At 57.2% G+C, this 17,324-nt stretch carries 11 protein-coding genes and 1 pseudogene; 6 read left to right on the top strand and 6 right to left on the bottom strand.

Annotated features, from left to right (window positions below; all coding sequences use genetic code 11):
- The first annotated feature begins 113 nt into the window (after positions 1–113).
- Together HNI00_RS21105 and HNI00_RS21100 are read left to right on the top strand one after the other, a co-directional pair.
- Positions 114–2,219 (top strand): sensor histidine kinase, encoded by a 2,106-nt coding sequence (locus HNI00_RS21105; protein ID WP_420156411.1) that lies wholly within the window; start codon positions 114–116, stop codon positions 2,217–2,219.
- A 170-nt stretch (positions 2,220–2,389) separates the two neighbouring features.
- A complete protein-coding gene (locus HNI00_RS21100) occupies positions 2,390–4,039 on the top strand; it encodes an aldehyde dehydrogenase family protein (RefSeq protein WP_316789231.1) in 1,650 nt (549 codons plus the stop codon).
- A gap of 390 nt (positions 4,040–4,429) precedes the next feature.
- On the opposite strand, the gene HNI00_RS21095 is transcribed toward HNI00_RS21100, so the two are convergent.
- Positions 4,430–6,322: a cellulase family glycosylhydrolase gene (locus tag HNI00_RS21095; RefSeq protein WP_316789229.1), complete on the bottom strand. Its 1,893-nt coding sequence runs from the start codon at positions 6,320–6,322 to the stop codon at positions 4,430–4,432.
- A 1,057-nt stretch (positions 6,323–7,379) separates the two neighbouring features.
- On the opposite strand from HNI00_RS21095, the gene HNI00_RS21090 reads away from it, so the two are divergent.
- Positions 7,380–8,033 carry a hypothetical protein gene (locus HNI00_RS21090; RefSeq protein WP_316789227.1) on the top strand — a complete coding sequence of 218 codons (654 nt, stop codon included), beginning with the start codon at positions 7,380–7,382 and terminating at the stop codon, positions 8,031–8,033.
- A 124-nt stretch (positions 8,034–8,157) separates the two neighbouring features.
- Here the strand turns inward: HNI00_RS21090 and HNI00_RS21085 are convergent, their stop codons facing one another.
- The 4 genes from HNI00_RS21085 to lexA all read right to left on the bottom strand — a co-directional run bounded on the left by HNI00_RS21085 (position 8,158) and on the right by lexA (position 13,727).
- The gene (locus HNI00_RS21085; RefSeq protein WP_316789225.1) at positions 8,158–8,697 is read right to left on the bottom strand and encodes a nickel-binding protein; all 540 of its coding nucleotides are present in this window, start codon (positions 8,695–8,697) and stop codon (positions 8,158–8,160) included.
- A complete protein-coding gene (locus tag HNI00_RS21080; RefSeq protein ID WP_316789223.1) occupies positions 8,694–11,945 on the bottom strand; it encodes an ATP-binding protein in 3,252 nt (1,083 codons plus the stop codon). The genes HNI00_RS21085 and HNI00_RS21080 overlap by 4 nt, the downstream gene beginning before the upstream one ends.
- Before the next feature lie 329 nt (positions 11,946–12,274).
- Positions 12,275–12,757, bottom strand: a complete 483-nt coding sequence (locus HNI00_RS21075) for a pentapeptide repeat-containing protein (RefSeq protein WP_316789220.1) — start codon at positions 12,755–12,757, stop codon at positions 12,275–12,277.
- Between the two features lie 352 nt (positions 12,758–13,109).
- A complete protein-coding gene (gene lexA, locus HNI00_RS21070) occupies positions 13,110–13,727 on the bottom strand; it encodes a transcriptional repressor LexA (RefSeq protein ID WP_316789218.1) in 618 nt (205 codons plus the stop codon).
- Positions 13,728–14,158: 431 nt separating this feature from the next.
- Here lexA and devC point away from each other — a divergent pair, with 431 nt between their 5' ends.
- The 3 genes and pseudogenes from devC to HNI00_RS21060 all read left to right on the top strand — a co-directional run bounded on the left by devC (position 14,159) and on the right by HNI00_RS21060 (position 15,905).
- The gene (devC, locus tag HNI00_RS21065; protein ID WP_316789216.1) at positions 14,159–15,322 is read left to right on the top strand and encodes an ABC transporter permease DevC; all 1,164 of its coding nucleotides are present in this window, start codon (positions 14,159–14,161) and stop codon (positions 15,320–15,322) included.
- 120 nt (positions 15,323–15,442) lie between these two features.
- Positions 15,443–15,555, top strand: a pseudogene (locus tag HNI00_RS22245) (LuxR C-terminal-related transcriptional regulator); the annotation flags it as partial.
- A 167-nt stretch (positions 15,556–15,722) separates the two neighbouring features.
- Positions 15,723–15,905 carry a hypothetical protein gene (locus HNI00_RS21060; RefSeq protein WP_316789214.1) on the top strand — a complete coding sequence of 61 codons (183 nt, stop codon included), beginning with the start codon at positions 15,723–15,725 and terminating at the stop codon, positions 15,903–15,905.
- A 142-nt stretch (positions 15,906–16,047) separates the two neighbouring features.
- Here the strand turns inward: HNI00_RS21060 and hpsP are convergent, their stop codons facing one another.
- On the bottom strand, positions 16,048–17,271 hold the full coding sequence (gene hpsP / locus HNI00_RS21055) for a hormogonium polysaccharide biosynthesis glycosyltransferase HpsP (RefSeq protein ID WP_316789213.1): 1,224 nt from the start codon (positions 17,269–17,271) through the stop codon (positions 16,048–16,050).
- Positions 17,272–17,324: the final 53 nt, after the last annotated feature.

Genomic DNA, 17,324 nt, shown 5'->3' with positions numbered 1-17,324 from the left:
CGACAAACCTGGGAGACGCAGCGGGATCGAGGAGGTAGGGAATGGCTGCACTCTGGGTTGGACTATTGGGGTGGGACAGGATCGGGCATTTTTATGAGGAAGCAAGCCTGGGCATGGGGTCTGCTGCGTCTTCGTTTATTCCGCATGGACACTGCTATTTGTGGCAGCCGGGGCTGGTGGGGCTACATGTCGGCTCCGATGCGCTGATTGCCCTGGCATATTATTCCATTCCGCTGACGCTGTACTACTTCGTTCGCAAGCGCAAGGATTTGCCTTTCAACGAAATTTTTCTGCTGTTTGGCGCGTTTATCGTGGCCTGCGGTACGACGCATCTGCTGGAGGTGTGGACGCTGTGGCATCCAGACTACTGGCTGTCGGGTTCGATTAAGCTACTGACCGCAGGCATATCCTTGTTTACGGCGAAAGAACTATTTTCGATCGTGCCCAACGCGCTGGCGCTGCCCAGCCCGACTCAGCTAGAACAGGCAAACCAGGAACTCCAGGCGCAGATTGCCGAGCGTATGGCGATTGAGGCAGAACTGAAGCGCTATCAGGCCCAGCTCGAAGACCGGGTGGCGGAGCGCACGGCCCAGCTTGAAGCATCTAATCATCAGATGGAAGAACTGCTGCGTCGAGAGCAAGAAGCCCGCAGCCAGACCGAGCAAGCCCGCACCGAAATTCAGCGCTACGCCAATCGCTTGACGCTGGCGCTGGATGCCGCAGAGATGGGCTTTTGGGAATGGGATATCGATTCTAATCGGATTACGGGTACGCCGCAGTTTGCCAGGATTTTGGGGCGCGAACCGTCCAGTCTGGAGAATTTTGACGTGGAAGACTGGAAGGCGCAGATTCTGCCTGAAGATCGGGCGTTGGCTGCCTCGGTGACAGAAGCGGCGATCGCCCAGTGCCAGACCTTTCGCTGCGAATATCGCCTGAAGCATCCTGACGGCAGCCTGCGCTGGGTCAACTCGGTGGGTCGCTGCGAGTATGATGCAGACGGGCAGCCCATGCAAATGTCGGGGGTGCTGATCGACACGACCCAGCGCAGGCTCGATGAAGCCAGCCTCCGCGAAAGCGAAGAGACGACCCGCCGACAGCTTGCAGAAATCGAGGCGATTTACACCACTGCGCCGATTGGTCTATGCGTGTTTGACACTCAGTTTCGCTACGTGCGGCTGAATGACTTTCTGGCAGAAATTAACGGCATCCCCATCGAGGATCACCTAGGCAAAACGGTTTGGGATATCGTGCCAGAACTGGCCGAGCATCAGGAACGGGTTTTGAGGCAGGTTGCCAGCACGGGGCAGCCTGTTCTCAACCTAGAGGTGCAGGGAGAAACGCCGCTGAAACCGGGCGTGCTGCGCGACTGGCTGGCGAATTATTATCCCCTGTGGGGGCTGGACGGCAGCTTGCAGGGCATCAACGTCACGGTGCAAGAAGTGACCGAGCGCAAGCGCGACGAACGAGAGCTAGAGGCGCGAGCGCAGGAGTTGGCTCAGTTGAACCTGCTGCTGGCGCAAAGCACGGCCCAGGTGCGCGAACGCAATCAGGAGCTAGATCAGTTTGCCTACGTGGTGTCGCACGATTTGAAGGCTCCTCTGAGGGCGATCGCCAACCTCGCCTATTGGATCGAAGAAGACTTAGACGATTCCCTGCCAGAAGAAACCCGGCAGCATCTCACCCTCATGCAAAGCCGCGTCCGCCGAATGGAGGGGCTGATCAACGGGCTGCTGGAATATTCCCGCATTGGTCGCTCCGATACGACGACGGAAACCGTCAACCTGACGACGCTGCTGCATGAAGTCGTTGATTTGCTCGACCCGCCGGACACCGTGCAGATTCTTGTCCCTAAAGAGTTGCCAACCCTGACGACCAAGCCGCTGCTGCTCAGCCAGGTATTGGCAAACCTGATTGGCAATGCCATTAAACACCGCGATCGCCCGGATGGACGGGTCGAAGTCACCGTTGCCGACCAGGGCAGCCACCTTCGATTCACCATCGCGGACGACGGCCCCGGCATCGACCCCCGCTATCACGATCGCATCTTCGCCATTTTCCAAACGCTAAAGTCCAAAGACGATCAGGAAAGCACGGGCATTGGGCTATCCATCGTCAAGAAAATCATCGACACCGAAGGCGGCGAGATTCACCTAGAATCTGAGTTGGGTCAAGGAACCACGTTTTGGTTTACCTGGCCGAAGGACGGGATAGAGCGATAGTGGAGCGATGGTGGAGCGATAGTGGAGTGACGGTGGAGTGACGGTGGAGTGATGGTGAATGGAGTGATGGTGAATGGAGTGGTGGGGTTAGCGGAGTGATAGGGTTAGCAAAGTAGCCGTCTCCCAACCGCCCTCCTGCTCACCCTCTCCCGTCTGCCCCATCTCTGCCCATGCACGCTGCCGACACCGCGATCGCCCATCTCCAAGCCCACAAGTCTGCCTGGGCAACTTTGCCAATTCCAGCGCGGCTAGACTTGCTGCATCGCTGCATTGCGGGAACGGTGGCCGTAGCAGAGGATTGGGCGATCGCCGCCTGTCGTGCCAAGGGTATTGATCCCAATGCGCCGCTGGCGGGCGAGGAGTGGCTGCTGGGGCCGGTGGGTCTGCTGCTGAATTTGCGGCTGCTGATTCAGGCGTTGGCAGCAGGGGGGCAGCCGCGCCCCGTGTCCGTACGCTCGCGGGCAGACGGGCAGCAGGTGGCCCAAGTGTTTCCCGACAATATGCAAGATCGGCTGATGTGGCTGGGGTTTCGGGGCGAGGTGTGGATCGAGCCAGGCCAGCCCGCCAGCCAGGGGCGAATTTACCGGCCGGGTGGCCACTCAACTGCGGGCGTGGCGCTGGTGCTGGGGGCGGGCAATGTGTCGGCGATCGCCCCGATGGATGCGCTGTCGAAACTCTTCGCCGAAAACCAGGTAGTGCTGCTCAAGCTCAACCCGGTGAATGACTATGTAAAGCCGTTTCTGGAAACGGCCTTGCGACCGCTGATCGAGGGCGGGTTTCTGGCAATGATCACCGGGGATGCAGCAGTGGGCGCATTCCTTTGCCAGCACGAAGGCATTGACACGATTCACGTCACCGGATCTCACCACACCCACGATGCGATTGTCTGGGGCAACCCGCCCGCAGAACAGGCCGAGCGCAAGGCCGCAAATCAGCCCGTGCTTGCCAAGCCCATCACCTCAGAACTGGGCTGCGTCACGCCGATTTTGGTGGTGCCGGGTCGCTGGTCGGCCGCCAACTTGCAATACCAAGCGCAGCACGTCGCCAGCATGGTCGCCCACAACGCCAGCTTCAACTGTGTCGCGGGTAAGGTGCTGGTGCTGTCTAAGCACTGGCCGCAGCGAGACGACTTTTTGGCCGCGCTGAAGTCTGCGCTGGCCGCCACACCCGCCCGCAAGGCCTACTATCCCGGCGCACAGGATCGCTACCAGGCATTTCTCGACCGCTACCCGCAGGCCATCGCCCTTGCCCCCCGTACCCCCGACATTGTGCCCTGGACGCTAATCCCCGACGTGCCCCCTGCTCCCGGCGAGTATGCCCTGACGACGGAAGCCTTTTGCGGTGTGCTGGCCGAAGTTAGCCTAGACGCGGGCAACACCGCAGCGTTTTTGCAACAGGCCGTAGACTTTGCCAATGAAATCCTCTGGGGCACGCTGTCTTGCGTCCTGCTGATCGACCCGGCAACGCGGCGACAAAATGCAGCGGTGGTCGAGCGGGCGATCGCCCAACTGCGCTATGGCAATATCGGGATCAACGCCTGGACAGGCATGAACTTTCTGCTCAGCGCCCTCACCTGGGGAGCCTTTCCCGGCAATCCCCTCAGCGACATCGGCTCCGGTCGCGGCATCGTTCACAACGCCTACCTGTTCGACTATCCTCAAAAATCCGTGGTCTACGCCCCGTTCCACATTCGCCCCAAGCCCATCTGGTTTGCCAACCACCGCACCTTGCAGCAGGTGGCGCGGCGCTATGTGGAGTTTTTGGCAAGCCCAAACTGGGGGCGATTTGCTCAGGTGGCGATCGCTGCTTTGAGAGGGTGATTTGGATTTTGGATTTTGGATGGTCTGCCTAACGTCTAGGGGGCTTCCAGCCGCTTGAGCCACAGTGCCATCTCAAGCGCCCTTTCAGAGAATCGACCGAGCCGAAGCTGTTCGAGCGCAAAACAATCGAGCGCAAAACAAGTAGGACTGACGTAGTTGGATGATTTCTCGCGGGCGCAGCCCGCGAGAAATCATCCAAAACCCAGAAAACTTATCGCAAGTGCGTAGGTTCTGACAGGCACAAAAAATAGACGGCTGATGCAGAAAAGCCTGCATCAAGCCGCCCAAAGAGAGTCGATTTTAGAATGCTGATTTTTGATTTTGGAAACGGCTGATTTCCCAACCAATCAAGGCCGTTCAGTTCAGAGCTTCAATCCAAAATCTAAAATCCTAAATCGCAGTGGCGATCGCATTTCTCGGTCGATAATCCGATCCCTGCTTGTTTGCACAGAATCCCAAATCAACCGACTGTCCCGGCTGCAACCGCTGTCCCCAACTGGGTGGCACAACGGTATACCGCGAACCCTGCCGGCTAAAGGTGCCGTTCCAACTCTGGTTAATCGTTGCCTGATTCATGTCAAACGTCAATCGCCAGTTGTTCACCGCGCTGCGCCCCTGGTTTGCCACCCGAATGGCAGTACAGAAACCAGTCTGCCAGTCTGACTGCATCGTCAAGCTAGTGCTGAGTCCAGATGAGGGACTAGGACTCGGCGAGGGACTGGGCGACGGACTGGGCGACGGGCTGGGCGACGGGCTGGGTGATGGGCTAGGGCTAGGCGACGGACTCGGTGAAGGTCTGGGTGACGGACTCGGACTCGGTGATGGGCTGGGGCTGGGCGACGGACTCGGTGAAGGTCTGGGTGACGGACTCGGACTCGGCGACGGACTCGGCTTCGGAGTCGGGTTAGGGCTAGGCGACGGGCTGGGGCTGGGTGATGGGCTGGGACTAGGCGACGGACTCGTCCCCGGCGCAACCCCCGGCACAGGCAGCAATTGGTTCAAGAGTTGCTGCTTGTCCGCATGAATCGTCTGCCAGTTGTCTTGTAAGATGCCGCCTGTGTCGCCGCTATTCGGGTTCCAACTCCAATAGGCGAAATGAAGCTGATTCTGCCCGATGAAATTGACAAACTGGCGCTGCCAGATCCCTTCTTTGGAACGAGTATCGACCTGTCTGCCGCCGAATTCGCCCACAAAAATCGGCGCAATACCTTCGCGGGCAATATAGTTGAACCCGATCTCCCAGCGCTCATACAGATTTTGGGGAAAGCTGGGTTCATTGAACCAGCTCTGGTTGTGAACTCCTGCCCCGTATTCATGGGGAGAATACACCAACTTATTGGGACGGGTCAGGCGCACAGGAAAGTTTCGCACGCCCTCCAGGTTGCCGCCCCACCAGTGAACCGCAAGCCGCTGACCCGGCACGTTGTTCTCCACGCCTTCGACTACGATCAGCCAGTTGGGATTCACGTTCAAGATGCTGTTTCCGGCTCGCTCAGCGGCCAATCGCCAGTCAGTTGCTAGGTCACCTGTACCCCAGCTTGCTCGACCGTGTGGTTCGTTCTTGAGGTCGGCTCCGATGACGTTCGCTTGGTTCCGATAACGGTTGGCCAGCATTGTCCAAGTGCTGATCCAGTCCTGCTCTGTAAAGCCATCGCCGTACCACAATTCAGGAATGCGCTGGTCGTTTAGGCGGTGGCAATCTAGTACGATCATCAGGCCCTGGCGCTGGGCTTCTTGAATCACCAGATCCATGACTTCGAGGGGCGTTTTGCCCTGCAATTCGCGGTTGCTGCCGATAGAAAAATCCACGCCGCTGATGGTTTGCGATCGCAGCGATTGAATCGAGAATGGCAGGCGAATCACGTTGTAGCCCAGGCTGCGAATCTGCGCCAGCATTTGCTTATAGTCGCGGGCCCAAAGTCCATGCGGCGCGTGGGTTTCTGTCTCGATGCCAAACCAGTTCACCCCGCGCAGCAGGATTGTTTTGCCCGAAGCGTCGAGAATCTGTGAGCCACGGGTCGAGAGCGGAGTTTGCACAACTGTAGAGGCGATCGCCACGGGTGAACCCGATAACCCCGACGGCAACAGGCGGAGCGTGAAGCCAACGGTGAGCAACAGTGACAAACCAAACAGCAGGAAGCCTTTTAGACCTTTGCCGAGTCTCCATTGCCGTTTGGTCTGCCGTTTGGTCAAAAAACCGTCTGCGTCTTGATGTCCCCTCTGGCGTCGTCCTCCCCGATTCATAAACCCACCTCGAAAGATCTGCGTGAGTTTTCTGCTCATGGTTATTAAGTCCTCCATCGAAAGACGTATTGGAGAGTGCAAGACACTCAGAAGATGTACCACCTGATTCAAAAATGACCTCTTTCCTCTACATAGGTTTCCGCAAAACTCCGGGAAGCTTGAATTCTTCCTAAAGCAAGATTCAAGTTTTGATAAAGAAACCTAATTCGGTGATTTTTCGGATGGTTTTATCACGGAAAATACTTAGGAGGATTTTGGAAGAATTCTCTGTGCGGCATGTATTTATCCAGAAATCCCCATTGCTTTGAAGGCTGATATAAAGATTGAATGTGAGCCGAATAATTCTCTGAAAATTAGTGCTTCATACCTGCTTTATTTTTCACGCATTGGATAAAGCTTTGGAAAAGTATTTGAAAAGAATCCGAAAAGCTTCCAGCAAATTGAAGCGTTAATCTTCAAGAGATAGAATTTCCGATTTTGGTATTATTCCAGCATTTATCCATAGGCGATCGCCCCCTATTGCCAGGAAATTGAAAAATTTGCAAAACCGCATTTTCGTCTAATCTTATACAGTTTTTCTCGAAACTATCAGATTTGTAGCCACTCAATGGATGGCTTGGCATAATTGACTCTCTATATTTAGTTCGGGATCTGTTCCATAGAAACCTCTGCTTCTGGCAAAAGACATACTGATGTAAGTTAGCTAAAGCGCCTGTTTTTTGCTTTAGATCATTTCTGTCTTAGATGGCGAAATGAGTGTTTATATAGAGCGCGATATGAAAGTTTACTTGAGCTTTAAACGCAAGACTGTGCTCTTTACGAAAGGCATACCCAAGCCCCTTAGTCTACGGGTTAGTGTTGTAAGTAAGCAGATGTCTTCCCGAACTCTAGCCACCAGGGTATCGTTACGCAGCACGGGTTGTACCACGACTTGAAAGTGGGCATATCTAATAGGGATGACGATTTCACGTAGTTAGCCGCTTCTATATTTCTGTTGTTTTTTGGTTCCTGAACTATGAGCTTTCCACGTACTTTACTGTCTTCGTCACTGCTCGCAGGTGTTGTGTTTTCGGCAGCTACGCTTCCTATGGCTGCGATGGGTTCTCAGCCCCTAACGGTTCACTTAGAAAACCAGCCCATTTTCGCAGGTCAACTTAAGGAGCTATCGGGGCCCTACCTGGGGCTTGCAACGGCGGTCAGTCTGGGTGCTGGCGTGACGACTCTGGCGCTGTTGAGCTGGAGCAACTCTTCTCGGAAACTAAGCAAAGCGGAAGATGAAGTTTCTGATCTGCGTCAGAAGTTGAAAGACAAGGAGAATGAGTTAGAGAGCCTGCGATTTTCGGAGACGCGGCTGGCTTCGGCAGGTCTGGAGGCTTTCCTGGATGAGATGGAGACTGTTTCTCCTGCGGCTGAACTACTTCAGCACTCGCTGGCGCAGGTCGAAGTGGAACAGCGAGCCACGGTTGCGGTTGGCAAGCAAGCAGAATTAGTCAGCCTTGAGCCAATCAAGCGCCATGCGGTTTCTGCCGAGGCAGCTCAGCCTGCTTCTCTCGAAGCAACGGTCGAAAGTGTGTCTCAGGCGCTAAAGGGTGCGGACAGCCCCGCTCAGATCGACGACTTGCTGAATCATCTGAAACAAATGATGGCTCAGATGGAAAATCTGAAAGCAGAGCAGCCCGCGCAAAAGCAGCAGACCCGCTTTACTCGTGTGCCCAACACGGTATGGCAACAGCAGCGCCTTGCGTCCTAATCTGTCTGTAAGCCAGGTTCGTTTCTCATCTTTGTCTCTAATTCGTCTCTGATTTAAAAATCCCTGCTGGGTAAGACCTTGCGGGGATTCACGCTTTTTAGCGCATCGCCCCACAAAAACCGGACTAGGGCTTCAGCAGCGTGGCCGACCACAAGCGGAAAAGGGGTAGACCGACCTGGCGATGGGCCGCCTCGATGAGTTCCGGATTGGGCGCATTGAGTTCCGACAGGATCAGGGTTTGGTCTGGCGAAACGTGCGATCGCACCCATTCCACGCCCTGCTCTGCATAACAAGGCAGCAAGCGCTGGGTGATAACTTGCCACTGCGCCTGCTGCTCTGGCTCCGAAAGTCCCGCTGGATAGGCGATCTCAGCCACCACCAGTGCAGACTCGTTCCACACAGGCGGAATACCCTCCGGTTCGCAAAGATGGTCAACCCACATCTTTTCAAAGGGAACATAAGCCGTGCGGTAGGACATGCGGACGGCTTCGGCATCGGGAGCCTCAAAGCTGCAAATCATGCGGCGGCGATCGCCCGACAGCAGGGAATATCGCCAGGTTGCATTTCGCGCTGCCAAACAGGGAAACACTCGATTTCCTTCGTCTGCCAGAACCTCTGGCGTGATGGGATCAGGACGATCGGTTTCAACAATAATGAGGGTCATGGCGCTTTTTTCAGAGCAACGGCATGGGGATGCATCAGGGACATCTGGTGTCGGGTTTGGGCAACGGCGGCGCGGGCGCGGCGGCTGAGATCGGCGATGCTGATTTGCGGAGAGAACTGCTGGAACAGGTTCCTTGCCTGCTGCTGAGCCGCGCCGACAGCATTGGGATCGGAGGCAGTTTCGGCAACTCGCAGCCAGCCCTGCACCAGCAGCGCCCACGCCAGCGCCAAATCGACTGGTTGATCAATTGCCTGGGCTTCGGACAGCGCCACGGCTGCCTTCTCAATGGCTTGGATGGGGCGATCGCTCGCTAAATCCACTTCGGCGGCGCTGCTCAGCAGATAAGACAGCGTTCGTCGGTTGTCTAGCTGTCGCAGGGCGACGATCGCCCGATCGATTGCAGCTTCGGCATTCGGTTCCTGCAAATGATATTGGGCTAGCGCGGTAAGCGCATCTGCCACGGCGGACTCGCTGCCCTGCCCCTGGATCTGCGAAGCAACGGAGGCGATCGCCTGACTGTAGGCCAGGGCCGCTGTTGGATCTCCCGCTTCCAGTTCGGTGATGGCCAGATAGCTCAGCACCCAGCATTCGCGCCAATGATCCTGCTCCTGCTGCGCGATCTCGTAGGCCCGTTGCAGCAGTTCTCGCCCTTCGTCATAGCTGCCCGTGTGCAGCCGCACGCGCCCCAGCCCGCCGTACAAATCCGCCGACTCTTGCCCCACTCGTCCTGCCAGCGATCGCGCCTCTTCCAGCAGCGCCTCTGCCCGCGCCATCTCCCGCCCCACTTCCGCCAAACAGGAACCGCTGGATGCCAGGGCGCGGGCCGTCATCAGGGGACTGGCCAACCGGCCAATTTCTACGACTCGCTCAGAATGCTGCTGCACATGGGCAAAATTGCTGTACTGAAAGTTCAGAATCATCAGCACTTCCAGCCCCGCCATCTCCGCTTCCGACAGGCCCAGCCGATGGGCTTCTTGCACCAGTTCTTGAACTTCTGCCTCCAGCGGCGCTACCCGATCAGCGGGAACTCCGGCAAACATCAGCACTTGCAGCAGTTCGATATGCAGCCGAACGCGGGTGCGCTGATCTAGCACCTGGCAATGCTGAATCCCGCGCAGGGAGAGTTCTGCGGCTTCGGCATAGGCAAATAGTTTGAGCGAATAGTTGGCCGCCGCCAAACACGCCGTGGCTGCCAGAGCGCGATCGCCCCCCAGCGCAGCATGATGGGCAATCTCTGCCGCCAGAGACGGGTCTTGACCTGCCCGCTGGTGCAGCTTTTGGGAAATCTGGAGATGCAGCAAGCGACGACGGGGTTCCGACAGTTGCCGATAGGCCACCTGCCGCACGATGTCATGGGCAAAGTCGTAGCGCATTTCCTGCCCGTGGGACGCGCTGGCTCGAATCAGGCTTTCCCGCTCTAGCTGCTCGATACCCGTCAGCAGCTTAGACAGCGGCGCATCGGCAATCTCAGACAGCATGGTGGGGTCAAAGGTTCTGCCCAGTGCGGCCGCCCAGGGAATGAGTTCGCGAGCATAGTCGTCCAGCCGTTGCAGGCGATCGCCAATCAGCAGTTCCAAACTATCGGCGTGGGCCGCCTCGCCCGCAGACAGCGCCCGCGCAATTTCCAGCGCAAACAGCGGATTGCCGCCGCTGTCGATAAACACCTGCTGCGTTTTCTCTGGCGACCACTCCAGATCTGGAAGCGCGTAAACACTGCGAATCAGCGCCGCCGTTTGCTTTGGCTCTAGCGGTTGCAGCGCCAACGTCAGCAAGCGCCGTTCTCGCCGCAGCGCCTGCAATCCCCGGAGTACGGCTGCGTTGTCGTCTAGCTCTTTGGTGCGGGCGGTGCAGGCAAAAAAGACGGAATGCTGACTCAGCAGCCGAATGGCATAGTGCAATAGCGATGACGATGCTTCATCGATCCATTGAATATCGTCCAGAACAATCAAAACAGAACGCTGGCTGGAACAGAGTGTGGAAATAAACTGAACCACGCTGTCGAATAGATAGCTGCGATCCGACGGACTGCGATCAGAACTTTGCGATGAAGGACTCGACTCACTGAGTAGGTAAGTCAAATCTTCCGGTATTTGCACGTTGGCATTCGTCACAAACGCACGCAGTGCATCAATCCATACGCCATAGGGACGCACGATTTCTGCTTCAAAGCCTCGCCCCCACAGAACGCACTGATTCCGCTGCTGAAACTGCTCCTGGATTGCTTGCAGCAGGCGCGTTTTGCCAATGCCCGGTTCCCCCGTCAGCAGCAGTACCGGGCGATCGCCCAGGGTGTCCAAAAGGGTGTCCAAAGCTGCATTATCCGGCGAATTCTCTGCCCCCATCCACTGCTGGATGGTGTCCCATTCGTGGGTTCGCCCAATCAGCGGGTTGGGTTGCTGTGCTGCCGATGCAGGAGACAGCAGGGCGGCGCTGGCCAGCGGGCGATCGCCCCCAGAAGCCGTTGCGATACTGCCTGCGATACTGCCTGCAAGACTGCTAACTGGCTCATCGTCTGCATTGAGGATTTGGTCATACAGCTTGCGGAGGGTGGGGCCGGGATCAACGCCCAATTCCTCTCGCAGCAGCGTCATACAGTGGTGATAGACCTGGAGTGCATTGGCGCGATCGCCATTCAGCCAGTGCAGATGCATCAGCGTCGCGTGGGCGGCTTCGTTGAGCGGGTCGCTCCGCAATACCTGCTGACCATAGGCGATTGCCGTGCCATAGTCTTGCCGCGCTTTGAACAGCGCGATAGTCTGCTGCAATGCCCGCCTGTGACTCTGCTGGAGGTGATCGCGCTCTGGCTCAATCCACTCATCTGTGCAGCCAGGCAGCAGGTCGCCCTGGTATAGAGATAGGGCAGCTTCTAGGTGCGATCGCGCGATGTCGGGTTCGGTCGCTTGGGCAGCAAGCTTTACCGCATTCTCAAATTCCGCCACATCCAGAAAAATGGGAGCGCTGGGCGACCATTGCAGCGTTTTGGCATCTGCCAGCAGCACCGTATCTGGTTCTGGTAGGGATTGTCGCAGGTGGGAAAGGGCCTTTCGCAGGTTAGAGCGAGACTGGGATTCGGTGGAATCGGGCCAGAGGTGAAAGGCGAGGCGCTGGCGAGGCTGCGGCGTGTGGCGATGCAGCAACAAATACGCCAGGAGAGCCTGCTGGCGATCGCTGCCAATGCCCAACGAAACCTGTCGCTCATCGGTGATGGCAAAGTCTCCAAGCAATTTAATGTGCAACCTGGGAGGCATGGCATCACCCGCTCAAGTGCGTCTTCTGGTGCGTCGTTCTGGAACCCCCTTCTGGAACTCCTTACGAGTCTGCGTCCAGACTATTGGTTCAGACTAATAGCCCAGACCAATAGCCCAGACTAATAGCCCAGACTGTTAGTCCAGACTCCATAACCCAGACTCTATAGCCCAGACCCTTAGTCCAGATAGTCCAGACCATTAGTCCAGATAGTGCAGAGCATTGTCAGGATTTTACCCCATGCCTGAAATTTCCTCTGTTTGTGCGTCAGCACTGCGGGGCGATCGCTCCATTTTGGCATCCAAGCAAGGAACGCTGCTCTGGGCCCCGACTACGGCTGCACCGTCCCATCGGGCAGAATTGCGCCCTGAAAAACAGCGCCGTCTTGGGTTGCGCCGTCTAGCTTGGCCCCGCCGAGGTCGCTGCCGCTAAAGTCGGCATTGCTGAGATTGGCATTGGTAAAGTCTGCGTTCCGCAAGAAAGCATTCTTCAAACTGGCACCGGAGAGATTTGCACCGCTGAGGTTTGCAGAGGGCAGCGCGGCACGGTTGAGGTCTGCGTTGCTCAGATTTGCGCCGCTGAGGTTGGCGGTGTCGAGCAGCGCCTCGCTGAGATTTGCGCCGTTCAGGTCAGCGCCGCTGAGATTGGCGCGATTCAGTTTGGCACTTTTGAGATCCGCATTGGCCAGCGCCTTGCCCTGCAAATCGCACTCGATACATTCTTTGGTGTCAGCAAGGCGAGCCTGGGGGTCAGGGCTGGCGCAACTGCTGAGGAGCAGGAGAGAGAGGGCGATCGCCCCTACATGCACTGCCATTCGCCCCACTTTGGCACAGCCCTGGGAAGCTGGCCCCAGCCTAGGCAGGCTAGGCAACCCAAAGGGCGCTCCAAAATCACGGGTTTTCGCAAGGAACCAGTCCCAACATGTCTGCATAGAATCGGTGGATAGCCTTCAGCCTGATTATTCGCTTCAGGACTTACGCACTTGCAACAAGCTTTCTGAGTTTTAGACAATTTCTCGAGAGCAAAGCCGTTCTCGCGAGCGCAGCCCGCGAGAAATTGTCCAACTGCGATTATCCAACTACGTAAGTCCTATGCCTTTTCGATTCTCTATCACATCGACAGGCAGCGTGGCGCTGATCCAGAAATCTTCAGGAAGGCAGTAGGTCTTAGCCAACCCCAGCACCAAAATCTCGCCAAACGCCAATCAGCATCCCCTGGATTTGCACATCTGAAGCGGGTCTTTCGATGGGTTCGTACTTGGAGTTGGCAGGCTTCAGCGTTACCTTGTTGCCGCGCCGATAAAAATACTTCAGGGTATTGCCTTCTCCTTCAACCCGCGCTGCAACAATCGTGCCGTTCTTGAGCTTGTCTGGTTCTTTCACCGGACGCATGATCACCACATCGCCGTCGGCAATCAGGGCTTCGATCATGCTGTCGCCCGTCACCCGCAGCGCGTAATCCTGTGGCTTAAGCTGCATTCCAGAAATGTCGAGGAACTCTGTATCGCCCGTCGCGGGTTCCAGCGCTCCCCCTGCAAACACCTCACCCCGAATCGGTACGCCCTGGGTAACCCCGTGGAGCAGGCGCAGCGTCCGGGCTTTGCCCCGCGTCCAGTCGATATAGCCCTTGTTTTGCAGATGTTCCAGGCGGCTCTGAATCGGCGCGGGCGATCGCAGCCCCATTGCCTGCATCATCTGGCGGATAGAAGGGGCGTGCTGATTTTCGCGGATGTATTCCACCAACCAGTCGTAGAGTTCCTGCTGGACTTCGGTTAAGGGTTCCATAGCGCTTTGGGGAAAGGCGAATTGACGAGGAGTGATTTGGAGCTACACCCTCAAAGAACAGGTGTACCAAAACTTTTTCATTCTGTCTAGCCTTTCAGACAAAAAGACAGCAATATTCACAATTAAATTTGCTTATGGTTCGGTTGCGGCTGGGTGAACGGCTGTATCACGCTGCCGCACACTAGACTAAAAAGACTAGGCAGTGTCTTAAACCTTTCTGGGTCGTTGATTGCCTTGAGTCGATCCCCCTAAATCCCCCATATTAAGGGGGACCTCCGGAGTAGTTCGGCTCAGTTCCCCCCCTTTTTTAAGGGGGGCAAGGGGGGATCGAAGGGTTTTAAAACATGCCCTAGGAAAGAGTCGGCGTTTCCCTGAGTTGGCTCATTTGCTGACTTGCCGACTTGCTGACTTGCCCACTTGCGCCCCGGCCCATGCGAACGCCCCTTGCTTGGTCAAACCTAACCTATGAACGTCGCCGCCTGCTAACGGCGATCGCCGGAGTGGCGTTTGCGGTGCTGCTGATGTTTATGTTTCGTGGATTTGAAAACGCACTCTACGACAGCCAAGTGCAGTTGCTCAAGGTGCTAAACGGCGAAATCATCGTGGTGAATCGGCTGAAATACACCATGTTTATTCCGGCGCAGTTTGCCCGGCGGCGGCTCTATCAGGCGCAGGCGTTTGACGGCGTGGAGGCGGCCTATCCGCTCTATGTCCGCGATGGCGCTGCCTGGAAGAATCCCGAAACCAAGGCGGTACGGCCGCTGCGGGTGCTGGCGTTTAACCCCAATGACCCCGTGCTGACGATTCCCGAAGTGCTGGCCAGCCAGGAGGCGCTGAAACTGCCTTGGACGGTGATTGTGGACGAGAAATCGCGGGCAGAGGTGGGAGCCGTAACGACGGGCACGGTGACGGAACTGGCGGAGCAGCAGGTACAGGTCGTGGGAACCTACTCGCTGGGGACGGACTTTGCCTCTGCTAATGGCAATGTGATCATGAGCGATCAGAACTTTTTGCGCTATTTTGCCAGCCTGGGGCCGGAGGAGCAGAGCCGCGACCTGAACACGGTGGATATTGGGCTGCTGAGGGTGCGGCCCGGGGCGGATGTGGATGCGATCGCCCGCACTCTGCGCGACCAATTGCCCAAAGACGTGGCCGTGTTAACCAAGCCAGAGTTCGTAGACATGGAGCTGGATTACTGGCGCAACAACACCGCCATCGGCTTTGTATTCACGCTGCTAACCATCATGAGCTTCGTCGTCGGCATCATCCTGGTCTACCAGATTCTCTACACCGATGTCGCCGACCACTGGACGCAGTACGCCACCCTGAAGGCGATCGGCTATTCCAATCGTTATCTGCTGGGCGTGGTGTTTCAACAGGCGCTCTTGCTGGGCGTGATGGGCTTTATCCCTGGCTATCTGATTGCGCTGGTGCTGTATCGGCTCACGGCCAACGCCACGGGGCTGCTGATGCAGATGACGCTGGGGCGCGGGCTGAATACTTTGCTGGCGACAGTGGTCATGTGCCTAATTTCGGGGGCGATCGCCATTCGCAAGGTGCAATCGGCCGACCCCGCAGAGGTGTTTGGGAATTAGATACTTGGGAGTCTTGCAGGGGATTGTCAGCCGGATCTGTGCCCTCTGCCCCGCAAGGCGTGGATGGGTTATGGCGATCGCTCAGCGCCTCCACCTGTCGGAACACACTGTCGGAACACACTGTCAGAACACACTGTTAAATTTCATATCAGCCCCTCTTTGCCAAGCTCCGGGTGTCTAGCCGGACGGAAGCGGTCACCCTCGGCGCACGACGGGGTTTGATTCTGCTGTAGCGATCGCAGCTAAGAGGAATTGTTGAACGATGGCAAGAGGGATGATGCAAAAATCGCAACTCTGAAATGCGTTTTTTGCATAATAGGTCTGGCAAATCCCTGCTATTTACGTTAACTATGAGAAAGCAATTGCAAGTCACCTAACCGAGGCATTATCGGCTCGACTCATGAACAGCACTCAGCCCGACACGAAGAGCGTTGACACTCCGCCTACCGGAGTCAAGTTAGAGCAAAAGCCCGATTCTGTTACCAGTCCAGTTGATGTTGATCCAATTGATTTTGACCAGTGGGCGATCGCCGTTCGCCAGCAAATGCTAGACGCACTCCGCAAGCGCGGCACCCGCTACTAGCCGCGCCAGTCTTCTATTCCCTAAATCAATCACGCTAGGGCTTACGCACTTGCAATAGGTTTTCTGGATTTCGGACGATGTCTCGTGGGCGCAGCCTGCGCGAAGTCGCCCAACTGCGTAAGTCCTAAAGGCATTGCACCTGCTACCGAGCCTGCTGCAAAATTTCCTCGTATTTTTGAATCGCACGGTGGGCGATCGCCCGCCAGTCGTAATGTTCATGGGCCCAGTGCTGGGCGGCGATGCCGCGCTGTGGGCGGTCGGCGGCTTGCAGGGCGATCGCCAGCGTGTGGGCCAGGGCACGGGGTTCGCAGGGCACAACCCAGCCTGCCTGCGCCTGGGTCACGTCTTCGTGCAGCGGCACTGCGTCGGACACCACCACGGGCAGCCCCGCCGCCATCGCTTCGGCAACGGCAATCCCAAAGTTCTCGTAGTAAGACGGCAGCACAAACAGATCCGCCGTCAGCAGCAGATCGCGCCGCGCCTGGGCAGCCACGAACCCGGTCTGGGTGGTGCAAGCCCGCAGTGGAGAAGCATTCAGGCGATCGCCCACCTGCTTTTCATAATCGGGATTCTGGGGGTTGCTACCTGCCAGAATCCAGTGAAACGGGATGCCCGCCGCCTGCACCTGCTCTAGCGCGGGTATCAGCAGATCCAGCCCTTTTTTGGGGTCGAGCCGCGAGAGAAATAGCACCACCGGGCGATCGGGCGGAATGGCGAGGCGATCGCGCACGGTCTGGGCGATTCCCGTAGGGAGTGCTTCGCAAATCGCCCGTCGTTCGGCAGGCGCAGCGGCAAACTCCGCCAGATCTACCCCCAGTGGCAAAATCCAGTCCCGCAAGGTTAGCCCAAACCGCTCGGCAGTAGCCGCCTCCTGGCGACTGGTAAAGTGAACCGCCGCCGCCCCCGCCAGGTTTTGTCGCTCGATGAGCGTGGCATAAAGCTGCTTCAGTCGCTGCTTTTTTTGCAGATCGATGGGGTCGAGCGTGCCCAGCGGCCGCAGGACATAGGGCAGATGTCGCGTGCGGGCGATCGCCGCTGCGGTCGAGCTGACGGGCGAAAACAGCGCGTGAATATGGGCCAGGTCAAACGCCGCCGTGTGGGTTGCCAGCCACCCCAGCAGCCCCGCCGAAAACTTGTAGCGCCGCCAGCCCGTCCGCTGAAAGTAGCGAATCTCATACCCATCCTGCGCCACAGGCACGCCCAGCGGCACCGCCAGCGGCGCTTGTCCTGCATCCCCATTGGCATCCGTCGTCAGGATTGTCACCGTCACCCCGGCCGCCGCCAGCGCCTTCGAGAAGCCCGCGATCATCTGGCTAGGGCCGCCGTAGACGGGAGAAATGGCAGGAATGATGTGGACAAGGCGCATTGAGGGATGGGGGAATCGGGTCACATCATGAAATCAAATCACGAGATCACATT

The organism is Thermoleptolyngbya oregonensis NK1-22, from assembly GCF_032705245.1.
Taxonomy (GTDB): Bacteria; Cyanobacteriota; Cyanobacteriia; order Elainellales; family Elainellaceae; genus Thermoleptolyngbya; species Thermoleptolyngbya sichuanensis.
Note: the sequence above shows the minus strand (reverse complement) of the source record. Positions and strands in the feature narration are given on the sequence as shown.

Coding starts and splice junctions, on each gene's coding strand:
- HNI00_RS21105 (WP_420156411.1), top strand. CDS start 114: ATGGGGTCTGCTGCGTCTTCGTTTATTCCGCATGGACACTGCTATTTG.
- HNI00_RS21100 (WP_316789231.1), top strand. CDS start 2,390: ATGCACGCTGCCGACACCGCGATCGCCCATCTCCAAGCCCACAAGTCT.
- HNI00_RS21095 (WP_316789229.1), bottom strand. CDS start 6,322: ATGAGCAGAAAACTCACGCAGATCTTTCGAGGTGGGTTTATGAATCGG.
- HNI00_RS21090 (WP_316789227.1), top strand. CDS start 7,380: ATGGGTTCTCAGCCCCTAACGGTTCACTTAGAAAACCAGCCCATTTTC.
- HNI00_RS21085 (WP_316789225.1), bottom strand. CDS start 8,697: ATGACCCTCATTATTGTTGAAACCGATCGTCCTGATCCCATCACGCCA.
- HNI00_RS21080 (WP_316789223.1), bottom strand. CDS start 11,945: ATGCCTCCCAGGTTGCACATTAAATTGCTTGGAGACTTTGCCATCACC.
- HNI00_RS21075 (WP_316789220.1), bottom strand. CDS start 12,757: ATGGCAGTGCATGTAGGGGCGATCGCCCTCTCTCTCCTGCTCCTCAGC.
- lexA (WP_316789218.1), bottom strand. CDS start 13,727: ATGGAACCCTTAACCGAAGTCCAGCAGGAACTCTACGACTGGTTGGTG.
- devC (WP_316789216.1), top strand. CDS start 14,159: ATGCGAACGCCCCTTGCTTGGTCAAACCTAACCTATGAACGTCGCCGC.
- HNI00_RS21060 (WP_316789214.1), top strand. CDS start 15,723: ATGAACAGCACTCAGCCCGACACGAAGAGCGTTGACACTCCGCCTACC.
- hpsP (WP_316789213.1), bottom strand. CDS start 17,271: ATGCGCCTTGTCCACATCATTCCTGCCATTTCTCCCGTCTACGGCGGC.